Origin of the sequence: Streptococcus mitis (genome assembly GCF_000722765.2) — a bacterium.
In the GTDB taxonomy this organism is placed as follows: domain Bacteria; phylum Bacillota; class Bacilli; order Lactobacillales; family Streptococcaceae; genus Streptococcus; species Streptococcus mitis_AQ.
In genome coordinates, this window is sequence record NZ_CP028415.1 from 377,943 (window position 1) to 389,926 (window position 11,984).

Annotated in this window: 15 protein-coding genes; 12 read left to right on the forward strand and 3 right to left on the reverse strand. The window is 40.6% G+C overall.

The genetic code is table 11. The annotated features are described in order from the left end of the window. The first annotated feature begins 42 nt into the window (after positions 1-42). From SK637_RS02005 to SK637_RS02020, 4 genes are all read left to right on the forward strand, one after another. Positions 43-798 carry a protein NO VEIN domain-containing protein gene (locus SK637_RS02005; RefSeq protein ID WP_033679733.1) on the forward strand — a complete coding sequence of 252 codons (756 nt, stop codon included), beginning with the start codon at positions 43-45 and terminating at the stop codon, positions 796-798. Between the two features lie 115 nt (positions 799-913). After that, positions 914-1,501: a DNA-directed RNA polymerase subunit delta gene (gene rpoE, locus SK637_RS02010; RefSeq protein ID WP_031227756.1), complete on the forward strand. Its 588-nt coding sequence runs from the start codon at positions 914-916 to the stop codon at positions 1,499-1,501. Positions 1,502-1,736: 235 nt separating this feature from the next. Further along, the gene (locus SK637_RS02015) at positions 1,737-3,344 is read left to right on the forward strand and encodes a CTP synthase (protein ID WP_033688171.1); all 1,608 of its coding nucleotides are present in this window, start codon (positions 1,737-1,739) and stop codon (positions 3,342-3,344) included. 118 nt (positions 3,345-3,462) lie between these two features. Next, positions 3,463-4,536, forward strand: coding sequence for an N-acetylmuramoyl-L-alanine amidase family protein (locus SK637_RS02020; RefSeq protein WP_033688172.1), 1,074 nt, complete (start codon positions 3,463-3,465; stop codon positions 4,534-4,536). Between the two features lie 24 nt (positions 4,537-4,560). Here SK637_RS02020 and SK637_RS10220 read toward each other — a convergent pair whose 3' ends face one another. Then, positions 4,561-4,692 (reverse strand): hypothetical protein, encoded by a 132-nt coding sequence (locus SK637_RS10220; RefSeq protein ID WP_033688173.1) that lies wholly within the window; start codon positions 4,690-4,692, stop codon positions 4,561-4,563. Positions 4,693-4,785: 93 nt separating this feature from the next. On the opposite strand from SK637_RS10220, the gene SK637_RS02025 reads away from it, so the two are divergent. The 8 genes from SK637_RS02025 (at position 4,786) to SK637_RS02060 (ending at position 10,301) form a co-directional block, all read left to right on the forward strand. Next, positions 4,786-5,085: a DUF4651 domain-containing protein gene (locus SK637_RS02025; protein WP_033688174.1), complete on the forward strand. Its 300-nt coding sequence runs from the start codon at positions 4,786-4,788 to the stop codon at positions 5,083-5,085. Further along, positions 5,082-5,399 (forward strand): thioredoxin family protein, encoded by a 318-nt coding sequence (locus tag SK637_RS02030; protein ID WP_000615777.1) that lies wholly within the window; start codon positions 5,082-5,084, stop codon positions 5,397-5,399. The genes SK637_RS02025 and SK637_RS02030 overlap by 4 nt, the downstream gene beginning before the upstream one ends. Positions 5,400-5,414: 15 nt before the next feature. After that, complete coding sequence (ytpR, locus tag SK637_RS02035) at positions 5,415-6,041, forward strand: YtpR family tRNA-binding protein (RefSeq protein WP_033688176.1); 627 nt, start codon at positions 5,415-5,417, stop codon at positions 6,039-6,041. 42 nt (positions 6,042-6,083) lie between these two features. Continuing rightward, positions 6,084-6,845: an SDR family NAD(P)-dependent oxidoreductase gene (locus SK637_RS02040; protein WP_033688177.1), complete on the forward strand. Its 762-nt coding sequence runs from the start codon at positions 6,084-6,086 to the stop codon at positions 6,843-6,845. 77 nt (positions 6,846-6,922) lie between these two features. Beyond that, the gene (locus tag SK637_RS02045; RefSeq protein ID WP_033688178.1) at positions 6,923-7,318 is read left to right on the forward strand and encodes a single-stranded DNA-binding protein; all 396 of its coding nucleotides are present in this window, start codon (positions 6,923-6,925) and stop codon (positions 7,316-7,318) included. A gap of 155 nt (positions 7,319-7,473) precedes the next feature. Then, positions 7,474-7,758: a co-chaperone GroES gene (gene groES / locus SK637_RS02050; protein WP_033688179.1), complete on the forward strand. Its 285-nt coding sequence runs from the start codon at positions 7,474-7,476 to the stop codon at positions 7,756-7,758. Positions 7,759-7,773: 15 nt separating this feature from the next. Beyond that, positions 7,774-9,396 (forward strand): chaperonin GroEL, encoded by a 1,623-nt coding sequence (gene groL, locus SK637_RS02055; protein ID WP_033688181.1) that lies wholly within the window; start codon positions 7,774-7,776, stop codon positions 9,394-9,396. Between the two features lie 137 nt (positions 9,397-9,533). Then, positions 9,534-10,301, forward strand: a complete 768-nt coding sequence (locus tag SK637_RS02060) for an epoxyqueuosine reductase QueH (RefSeq protein WP_000567567.1) — start codon at positions 9,534-9,536, stop codon at positions 10,299-10,301. 222 nt (positions 10,302-10,523) lie between these two features. Here the strand turns inward: SK637_RS02060 and ntdP are convergent, their stop codons facing one another. Continuing rightward, positions 10,524-11,057 carry a nucleoside tri-diphosphate phosphatase gene (gene ntdP, locus SK637_RS02065; protein ID WP_000775316.1) on the reverse strand — a complete coding sequence of 178 codons (534 nt, stop codon included), beginning with the start codon at positions 11,055-11,057 and terminating at the stop codon, positions 10,524-10,526. 88 nt (positions 11,058-11,145) lie between these two features. Next, positions 11,146-11,922: a recombination regulator RecX gene (recX, locus tag SK637_RS02070; RefSeq protein ID WP_033688183.1), complete on the reverse strand. Its 777-nt coding sequence runs from the start codon at positions 11,920-11,922 to the stop codon at positions 11,146-11,148. Positions 11,923-11,984: the final 62 nt, after the last annotated feature.

Sequence of the window (11,984 nt, forward strand, 5' to 3'; positions counted from 1 at the left end):
TTTTTGGTATAATGAAATCAATATTCATTGATGGAGAAAGTGATGTCTAAACACCCGCATTATGAATTGTTAAATTTGATTGGCTACGGTCTTGCCAAGTTTGACAAGCTTTTTATAAAAGAATTTCAATGTTCTAGTAAGTCGGAGTTTTATCGCTATGTGGTTTCTCTGGGAATTGCTGAAACAACTGGAGTTGTAAAAAATAGAATGGACTTATTCGATCCTTATTTTGACAATAATCGAAAAGGGTGGTGGCAGAAAGCTGAAGTTTACCGTTTTCGTAAAGATTTAATTGACATGATGTTTGGGAATGAAGATGTTCATAGTTATGCTGAAATAGTTAAAATGTTACTTGCCAGCGAAGGAAAGAAAACAGGTATTACTACCATTGAAAAGCCAATAATCCGAACTAAATTCAAACGTCTACAAGAAACTGGAATGGAAGCAGAAAATTACTTTATACTCCATTTTGATAAAGAAGAAAAATTTCAAGGTGGACAATTAACCGACGCCCGCCTCTATGGCGATGGATATGATTTCCAAGTAGATGTTCAAGAACATTCTTACCTTGCTGAAGTTAAAGGTATTCGAAAACCTAAAGGACGGATTCGTTTGACTGCCAGAGAATTTGAAAAAGCCAAGGAGTTTCAATCGGATTTTATTTTATCCTTGGTCACAAACCTTGATGATATTCCAAAGTTAGTGCTAGTTGATAATCCTTTAAAACATTTTGAGTTTAAAAAGAATATTATCAAAAATGAAATCATTGAATATAGAAGCTTAGAAGATTTGTATTAGTTCCCCCTTAACCTTTGACTATTCTGCAAAATTATCGTAAAATAAAGAGTAAATGATAAAATGAGGTCAGAGTCTGTTCGCTCTGGCGATAGTAGTATAAATGAGGAGAAACGCTTTGGAATTAGAAGTATTTGCTGGGCAAGAAAAAAGTGAACTATCTATGATTGAGGTAGCGCGTGCTATCTTGGAACTTCGTGGTCGCGATCATGAGATGCATTTTAGCGATCTTGTAAACGAAATTCAAAACTACCTTGGAACATCAAACAGCGATATCCGCGAAGCTTTGCCTTTGTTCTACACAGAGTTGAACTTTGATGGTAGCTTCATCTCACTTGGAGACAACAAATGGGGTCTTCGTTCATGGTATGGTGTGGACGAAATCGACGAAGAAATCATCGCTCTTGAGGAAAATGACGATGATGAAGTAGCACCAAAAGCTAAGAAGAAACGTGTCAATGCCTTCATGGATGGCGATTCAGATGCTATTGACTACAATGCGGATGATCCAGAAGACGAAGATGCATACGAAGCAGATCCAGCTCTTTCATACGATGATGAAAATCCAGATGATGAGAAAAATGAAGTGGAAGCTTACGATGCAGAAATCAACGAAATCGCCCCAGATGACTTGGGAGAAGACGTGGATCTCAACGAAGAAGATGATGAGTTTTCAGACGATGATTCTGAAAACATCGAGGAATAAAAATTAGCTATTGACAATTGTCCTATTTTTAGGTATCATATTGTTCGGGCACCTCTTTTAGAGGTCGGGGCTCCCTAGTTCTTAGGGAGCTATTTTTGTTTTTTCAAGAAGTTATCTTCTTGTATTTTAGTTGTGAATCTGGCGCAGTCATCCCAGATTATCTTATTAGTAGGGTCTTGTTTCCTATGTCCCCTCGTAGTTAACAAGGCCTTGAGCATTTTAGAAAGAGGAATCTATGTCTACGAAATATATTTTTGTAACTGGTGGTGTGGTATCGTCTATTGGGAAAGGGATTGTCGCAGCAAGTCTAGGTCGTCTCTTGAAAAATCGTGGTCTCAAAGTAACCATTCAAAAGTTTGACCCTTATATCAATATCGATCCGGGAACTATGAGTCCTTACCAGCACGGGGAAGTTTTTGTGACAGATGACGGAGCTGAGACAGATTTGGACTTGGGTCACTATGAACGTTTCATCGATATCAATCTCAACAAATATTCCAACGTGACAACTGGTAAAATTTACAGTGAAGTTCTTCGTAAGGAACGCCGTGGAGAATACCTTGGGGCAACTGTTCAGGTTATTCCTCATATCACAGATGCTTTGAAAGAAAAAATCAAGCGTGCCGCTCTAACGACCGACTCTGATGTCATTATCACAGAGGTCGGTGGAACCGTTGGGGATATCGAGTCCTTACCATTCTTAGAGGCCCTTCGTCAGATGAAGGCAGATGTGGGTGCGGACAATGTCATGTACATTCATACAACCTTGCTTCCTTACCTCAAGGCTGCTGGTGAAATGAAGACTAAACCAACTCAACACTCTGTAAAAGAATTGCGTGGATTGGGAATCCAGCCAAATATGTTGGTTATTCGTACAGAAGAGCCAGCTGGTCAAGGAATTAAAAACAAACTGGCCCAGTTCTGTGATGTGGCGCCAGAAGCCGTTATCGAATCGTTGGATGTTGAACACCTTTACCAAATTCCATTGAACTTGCAGGCGCAAGGTATGGACCAAATTGTCTGTGATCATTTGAAATTAGACGCACCAGTAGCAGATATGACAGAATGGTCAGCCATGGTGGACAAGGTCATGAACCTCAAGAAACAAGTTAAGATTTCCCTTGTCGGTAAGTATGTGGAGTTGCAAGATGCTTACATTTCTGTGGTTGAAGCCTTGAAACACTCTGGTTATGCCAACGACGCAGAAGTTAAAATCAATTGGATCAATGCCAATGATGTGACAGCAGAGAATGTGGCGGAACTCTTGTCTGATGCGGACGGAATCATCGTACCAGGTGGTTTTGGCCAACGTGGTACGGAAGGGAAAATCCAAGCCATTCGCTATGCGCGTGAGAATGATGTTCCTATGTTGGGTGTCTGCTTGGGAATGCAGTTGACTTGTATCGAGTTTGCTCGTCACGTTTTGGGGCTTGAAGGTGCCAATTCTGCAGAGCTTGCACCAGAAACAAAATACCCTATCATTGATATCATGCGTGATCAGATTGATGTTGAGGATATGGGGGGAACCCTTCGCTTGGGGCTTTATCCGTCTAAGTTGAAACGTGGTTCTAAGGCAGCGGCTGCTTATCACAATCAAGAAGTGGTGCAACGCCGTCACCGTCACCGTTATGAGTTTAACAACGCCTTCCGTGAGCAGTTTGAGGAAGCAGGCCTTGTCTTCTCAGGAGTTTCTCCAGATAATCGTTTGGTAGAAATTGTGGAAATTCCTGAAAATAAATTCTTTGTAGCGTGTCAGTATCACCCTGAACTGTCAAGCCGTCCAAATCGCCCAGAAGAACTCTACGCTGCCTTTGTTACTGCAGCAGTTGAGAATAGTAATTAGCTAAATCAGAACCTTTGAGAAGAATCTCATAGGTTTTTTGCTTGCATATTTAGGATATGAGTTGCAAAATAAAAATATAGTGATATAATTAACATAAAAATCCTAAGGAGGATCTACGATGAAAAAAATCACACTATTTTGTTTGTCTCTAGCTAGTCTAGCTTTACTGGCTTTTCCTCATTCAGGGCAGGCATTTGAACTTAAAGAAGAATGGGTTGTTAAGTGTGGAGTACAGTATCAAGATGGCAAGATTCTTCGGTTTAACAATGGTCATGAAGTGGATATCAAAGTCTTGGATTTGCCAAAAACCGAGAAAATCGAATGGACAGTTAGTCTCAATGGTCAAGATCAGACTGTCAATTTTCTAGGTCAAGAAAAGGACAAGTCTATGATCGGGGAAGAAGGGCGTTACCTGAATTTCTATGTTCCCTATGGCTATAGAGGAGATATCAAGGTAGAGGCCAAGAGCGGAAACGAAGTGAAGACCTGGTCAACGAAAGTTGTGGATGATATTCATAATGATAGTGGAAAGAGAGGTTACTATCGTATTGAAGAATCAAATAATCAATACACTTACCTCGATGCTAAATGGGATTATCAAACCAAGACTTACACTGCTACTTTACCAGAGACTGTTAATGGTCAAAAAGTTTTTGCTTGGGCAAATTATGATAATGACGAGTTGAAACTTGAAAAACTAAAGTCTATCAGTCATAAATATGATGGAGGATCTTTCAAAGAACTTTATCCAATTGTAAAAGCAGAAAGCTGGTTAAAATCAAACCAAAACTGGTACTATCAAAAACAAGGCCAACTAGTTCAAAATGCTTGGGTTAAGGACAAGGGAACTTGGTACTTTATGAATGATAAAGGAGTCATGTTCAATCAAACTTGGCTTTATCAAGGTAGCAACTGGTATGCCTTTAAATCATCAGGAGCTATGATTGCGAGTGACTGGCTTTACGATCAAGGCAAGTGGTACTATTTATCAGCTTCAGGGGCTATGAAAGCAAGCACTTGGGTTTATGACAAGGGAGACTGGTATTATGTAAGTTCTTCTGGTGCCATGCTAGCGAATGATTGGGTCAAAGATAATGGCAAGTGGTATTATCTAGCTTCATCAGGTAAGATGCTTCGCAATACCTACACCCCTGATGGTTACTACGTTGGCAACTCAGGTGCCTGGCAATAAGAATAATACTCTTCGAAAATCTCTTCAAACCACATCAGCTTCATCCACAATCTCAAAACGCTGTTTTGATCTGACTTCGTCAGTTCTATCTACAACCTCAAAGCAGTGCTTTGAGCAACCTGCGGCTAGCTTCCTAGTTTGCTCTTTGATTTTCATTGAGTATAAGAAGTTCTTTTCCTTAAAGGAAGAGGCTTTTTACTTGCTTTTCTGCTGCTTCCTCATTTGTCCTAAAGCCTTTTTTGTGTTAAAATGAATGGTATGAAAGCTAAAAAAATGTGGATGGCAGGTCTGGCTCTGCTTGGTGTTGGGAGCCTTGCCCTTGCTACGAAAAAAGTTGCAGATGACCGTAAGCTCATGAAGACTCAGGAAGAGTTGACAGCGATTATACGAGACCATTTTTCAGACATGGGGGAAATTGCGACCCTATATGTTCAAGTCTATGAAAGCAGTCTAGAGAGCTTGGTTGGTGGCGTCATTTTTGAGGATGGCCGTCATTATACCTTTGTCTATGAAAATGAAGACCTAGTCTATGAGGAGGAAGTCTTATGATACAACCAGCAAGTTTAGAAGAATTAGCATCTTTAGTGGAAAAAGATGGCAAGAAGGTCTTTCTTTTTGTGGCGGACTGGTGTGGCGATTGTCGTTATATCTATCCTGCCTTACCAGAAATTGAGGAGACCAATCCAGAGTTCACCTTTATTCGAGTGGACCGAGATCAGTATATGGATTTGGCCAAACTCTGGGATGTATATGGAATCCCTAGCCTTGTTGTTCTAGAAAAAGACAAGGAAATTGGTCGTTTTGTTAATCGCGACCGTAAAAGCAAGCAACAAATTAACGACTTTTTAGCAGGACTGAAATAGGAGAAAAGAGAAACAATGATTTTTACATATAACAAAGAACATGTCGGCGATGTTCTTATGGTCATCGTGAAAAACAGCGGAGATGCCAAACTGGATGTAGAACGCAAAGGCAAGGTAGCTCGTGTTTTCCTCAAAGATAATGGGGAAACAGTTGCTTGGAATATTTTTGAAGTTTCAAGTTTGTTTGAAATTGCAGAGCGCGGTCAAGTCTTTTTATCAGATGAGCAAGTCGCTCGTTTGAACCAAGAATTGCAGGCGGAAAGTTTTACAGAAGAAATTATCAATGACAAAGAGCCTAAGTTTGTTGTTGGTGAAATTGTCGAGATGGTAGCTCATCCAGATAGTGATCACCTCAACATCTGCCAAGTTGCAGTCGCAAGTGACAAGACAGTGCAAATCGTTGCAGGAGCACCCAATGCGCGTGTGGGGTTGAAAACCATTGTGGCTCTTCCTGGAGCAATGATGCCAAAAGGGAATCTCATTTTCCCAGGTGAACTTCGTGGTGAAAAGAGTTTTGGCATGATGTGTAGTCCTCGTGAATTGCATTTGCCAAACGCTCCGCAAAAACGTGGTATTATTGAATTATCAGAAGACCAAGTTGTTGGAACTCCATTTGACCCAGCCAAACACTGGACTGCTTAGGAACTTGTCAGTATCTGAATACACCAGATAGAAGGAAATAAGATGGCAAAAAATGTTGTGATTACAGGAGCGACATCCGGAATTGGTGAAGCGATTGCGCGTGCTTATCTGGAGCAGGGTGAGAATGTCGTTCTAACTGGACGACGGACAGATAGACTCGAAGTCCTTAAGGCGGAGTTTGCAGAAGCCTTCCCAAATCAAACTATCTGGACCTTTCCACTAGATGTGACGAATATGACCATGGTGAAGACTGTCTGTTTTGATATTCTAGAAACGATAGGGCAGATTGATATCTTGGTCAACAACGCCGGACTGGCTCTAGGTTTAGCACCTTATCAGGACTATGAAGAGCTGGATATGCTGACCATGTTGGATACCAATGTCAAAGGTTTGATGGCAGTCACTCGCTGTTTCTTGCCAGCAATGGTAAAAGCCAATCAAGGACATATCATCAATATGGGATCAACTGCAGGAATTTATGCCTATGCGGGTGCAGCAGTTTATTCAGCAACCAAGGCTGCGGTTAAGACCTTTTCAGATGGTCTGCGAATTGATACCATTGCAACGGATATTAAGGTGACAACTATTCAACCAGGGATTGTTAAAACAGATTTTTCTACAGTGCGTTTTCATGGTGACAAAGAGCGGGCTGCGACGGTTTATCAGGGAATAGAATCCTTGCAAGCTCAGGATATTGCAGACACAGTGGTCTATGTGACCAGTCAACCTCGTCGTGTGCAGATTACAGATATGACCATTATGGCCAATCAACAGGCGACAGGTTTCATGGTTCATAAAAACTAAAAAATTTTCTCGAAAAGTTACAAATTTCTGTAACTTTTTTTGATTTCCTACGAATAGATAAGTAGGAGGAAGAAAATATGTATAATAAAGTTATCTTAATCGGACGCTTGACGTCTACACCAGAATTGCACAAAACCAACAATGACAAGTCAGTAGCGCGTGCGACTATTGCAGTCAACCGTCGTTACAAAGACCAAAATGGGGAACGCGAAGCTGACTTTGTCAATATGGTCCTATGGGGCAGACTAGCAGAAACCTTGGCAAGCTACGCAACAAAAGGAAGTCTCATTTCTGCGGACGGAGAACTTCGTACCCGTCGTTTTGAGAAAAATGGTCAGATGAACTACGTTACCGAAGTACTTGTTACAGGATTCCAACTCTTGGAAAGTCGTGCCCAACGTGCCATGCGTGAAAATAATGCGGGGCAAGACTTAGCGGACTTGGTTTTGGAAGAGGAAGAATTGCCATTTTAAACATTGAAAAGTCTGAGTTGCTCTCAGGCTTTTTATCTTGCAAAAGTCAGACTTTTTTCTTGACTATTTCTGACCAAGTGATACAATAGAACTATAAATTAGCACTCATGTGTAAAGAGTGCTAATAATTTCTATCTCATCATGGAGGAAATCAGATGTTGAAACCATTAGGAGACCGTGTGGTCTTAAAAGTAGAAGAAAAAGAACAAACTGTTGGAGGTTTTGTCCTTGCAGGTTCAGCTCAAGAAAAAACAAAAACAGCCCAAGTTGTGGCTACTGGACAAGGTGTTCGTACCTTGAACGGTGACTTGGTTGCTCCAAGTGTTAAAGCTGGAGACCGTGTCTTAGTTGAAGCTCATGCAGGTCTTGATGTCAAAGATGGCGATGAAAAGTACATCATCGTAGGCGAAGCTAACATCTTGGCAATCATTGAAGAATAGAAGGAGAAAGTAAGTATGTCAAAAGAAATTAAATTTTCATCAGATGCCCGTTCAGCTATGGTTCGTGGTGTCGATATCCTTGCAGATACTGTTAAAGTAACCTTGGGACCAAAAGGTCGTAATGTCGTTCTTGAAAAATCATTTGGTTCACCCTTGATTACCAATGACGGTGTGACCATTGCCAAAGAAATTGAATTAGAAGATCATTTTGAAAATATGGGTGCCAAATTGGTATCAGAAGTAGCTTCAAAAACCAATGATATTGCAGGTGACGGAACGACAACTGCAACTGTCTTGACCCAAGCAATCGTCCGTGAAGGCATCAAAAACGTTACAGCAGGTGCCAATCCAATCGGAATTCGTCGTGGGATTGAAACAGCAGTTGCGGCAGCAGTAGAAGCCTTGAAAAATAATGCCATCCCAGTTGCCAATAAAGAAGCCATCGCTCAAGTTGCAGCCGTATCTTCTCGTTCTGAAAAAGTTGGTGAGTACATCTCTGAAGCCATGGAAAAAGTTGGCAAAGATGGAGTCATCACTATCGAAGAGTCACGTGGTATGGAAACAGAACTTGAAGTTGTGGAAGGAATGCAGTTTGACCGTGGTTACCTTTCACAGTATATGGTAACAGATAGCGAAAAAATGGTAGCTGATCTTGAAAATCCATACATTTTGATTACTGATAAGAAGATTTCAAATATCCAAGAAATCTTGCCACTTCTAGAAAGCATTCTCCAAAGCAATCGTCCACTCTTGATTATTGCGGATGATGTGGATGGCGAAGCTCTTCCAACCCTTGTATTGAACAAGATTCGTGGAACCTTCAGCGTAGTAGCAGTCAAGGCACCTGGCTTTGGTGATCGTCGCAAAGCAATGCTTGAAGATATCGCCATCTTGACAGGTGGAACAGTTATCACAGAAGATCTTGGTCTTGAGTTGAAAGATGCGACAATTGAAGCACTTGGTCAAGCTGCGAGAGTGACTGTTGATAAAGATAGCACTGTTATCGTAGAAGGTGCTGGAAATCCTGAAGCGATTTCTCACCGTGTTGCAGTTATCAAGTCTCAAATCGAAACCACAACTTCTGAATTTGACCGTGAAAAATTGCAAGAACGTTTGGCAAAATTGTCAGGTGGTGTCGCAGTGATTAAGGTCGGAGCTGCAACTGAAACTGAGTTGAAAGAAATGAAACTCCGCATTGAAGATGCCCTCAACGCTACTCGTGCAGCTGTTGAAGAAGGAATCGTTGCTGGTGGTGGAACAGCTCTTGTCAATGTCATTCCAGCAGTGGCTGATTTGGAATTGACAGGAGACGAAGCAACAGGACGCAATATTGTTCTCCGTGCCTTGGAAGAACCTGTTCGTCAAATCGCCCACAATGCAGGATTTGAAGGATCAATCGTTATTGATCGCTTGAAGAATGCTGAAGTTGGTACAGGCTTCAACGCAGCAACTGGCGAGTGGGTCAACATGATTGATCAAGGGATTATCGACCCAGTTAAAGTGAGCCGTTCAGCCCTACAAAATGCAGCATCTGTAGCTAGCTTGATTTTGACTACGGAAGCAGTCGTAGCCAATAAACCAGAACCAGTGGCCTCAGCTCCAGCAATGGATCCAAACATGATGGGCGGTATGATGTAAGCTTTCTATAGAAAACAACTTATAAAAAACACAAAAGGAGGGAATGCCTACCCCTCCTTTTTATGCTATTCACTTCTAAATTGATTTGAGCTCTCCTAACTTATATGATAAAATAAGACTAGAAAAAGGAGAAGAACATGATCGATGTAGAAGAAATTCTGAGCAAGATGAACCCCAATCAGAAGATAAATTATGACCGTGTCATGCAGAAGATGGTACAAGTATGGGAGAAAAATGAGCAACGGCCAACCATTCTCATGCATGTTTGCTGTGCCCCTTGCAGTACCTATACTCTAGAATACCTTACCAAGTATGCAGATGTGACCATCTATTTTGCCAATTCTAATATCCATCCCAAGGCAGAATACCATAAGCGGGCCTATGTTACCAAGAAATTTGTCAGTGATTTTAATGAGCGGACTGGAAATACGGTCCAGTATCTAGAAGCTCCCTATGAACCAAATGAATATCGTAAGTTAGTCAGAGGACTGGAAGAAGAGCCAGAAGGTGGCGACCGTTGCAAGGTTTGCTTTGACTACCGACTGGATAAGACAGCGCAAGTGGCTATGGACTTGGGCTTTGACTACTTTGGTTCGGCTTTAACCATAAGTCCCCATAAGAATTCTCAAACCATCAACAGCATCGGAATCGATGTGCAAAAGATTTACACGACCCACTATCTTCCCAGTGATTTCAAGAAAAATCAAGGCTACAAACGTTCAGTTGAGATGTGTGAGGAGTATGACATCTATCGTCAATGTTATTGTGGATGTGTCTATGCAGCTCAAGCCCAGAATATTGACCTGGTTCAAGTTAAGAAGGACGCCACAGCGTTCTTGCTGGATAAGGATGTTGAAAAAGACTATTCCCATATCAAATTTACTGTTACGAAATTGGATATATAAGGATAAGCCCAGCTGCAAGGCTGGGTTTTTATACTCTTCGAAAATCAAATTCAAACCGTGTTAACGTCGCCTTGCCGTATGTATGGTTACTGACTTCGTCAGTTCTATCTATAACCTCAAAACAGTGTTTTGAGCAACCTGCGGCTAGTTTCCTAGTTTGCTCTTTGATTTTCATTGAGTATTAAAATAAAAAACCAGGGCTCTCACCCCAGTTTGACAACTTTACCGATTCTTTAGTTCTACATAGCGCTTGTACCAAATGTTTACATAGGCTTCTGAGAAAGGACCTCGTCCATTGTTAATCCAATCAACAAGAATTTTGACATGTTCTTTTAAAATATAGTCCAAGTCATCAGAATAATTCATTTTGCGTTTGTGACGCTCATACTCCTCAACGTCCAAGAGACGTTTTTCCCCATCTGTAAAAATTTTAACATCCAAATCGTAATCAATATACTTCAGTGCTTCTTCATCCAGATAGTAGGGGCTAGCCATATTGCAATAGTAGGAAATTCCGTTATCACGAATCATGGCAATGATATTAAACCAATATTTCTTGTGAAAGTAAACAATAGCCGGTTCTCGAGTAACCCAACGACGACCATCACTTTCGGTAACAAGTGTATGATCGTTGACACCAATAATGGCATTTTCTGTTGTTTTTAGTACCATGGTGTCCCGCCAAGTTCGGTGGAGACTCCCATCATGCTTATAACTTTGAATTGTAATAAAGTCGCCTTCTTTTGGAAGCTTCATAACTAACCAACTTTCTACAATTTATAAGTTTATCGTTTACTATTGTACCATAAAATTACCTAAAATCTGTGAATTTTACATGAAAATATTAAAGATATTCTCTGAGAGCGCTTGCTATATCCGAAAAATCGTAGCCTCTTCGTGCTAAAACTTGAGTTAAACGCTGTTTAAGTTCGTATCCTTCATACTTTCGGGCATACTTAGCATATTGCTTATCAAGTTCCTTGAAGATGAGTTCCTGAGTCGTTTCTTGGTCAACTTGGCTATCCAAGTCGTCAAAGGCACTTTTAGCATCAGAGTAAGAGAAGCCCTTGTTGGTCAAGTTCTGGATGATCTTATCTTTCAAGGCACGAGCTGGAAGTTTTCCTTCATATTTTTTCAAGAGTTTATTAGCTACACGTTGAGCAACTTCCGAAAAATCAAATTCTTTCAAGTTCTCTTCTATAGTAGATTTTGGAATTCCTTTTTGTGTTAGTTTCTGAGTCAGTACATAAGGCCCCTTGTCTCCTGAAAGTTGATTGGCATTGATGATAGCATAAGCGTACTGGCCATCATTAATCCACTTATCCTCTTTAAGATTAATAATGACTTGAGAAATGATGTTTTCATCAATATCGTATTTTTTCAGATATTCTCTGACTTCTTTTTCAGTTCGAGCTTTAAAGGATAGGTGGTAGAAGGCTAGATTTTTACCATAAGAAAATTGGGCAAAGTCCTGAATCTCTTTCAATTCTTCTTCGCTTATCACCTTATCTCTTGATAACATAAAACGAACAATAGTATCTTCAGTAATGTAGGATTTATCACCATTATCAAGCTCCATCAGATAGAGTCTTTTTTTCTTTTCAAGTTTTGTGATTTTCATAGTTCTATTATAACTCAAAATGTGAGAAAAAGCTGAAACCCCTTGATATAGCCGTTTTTTGT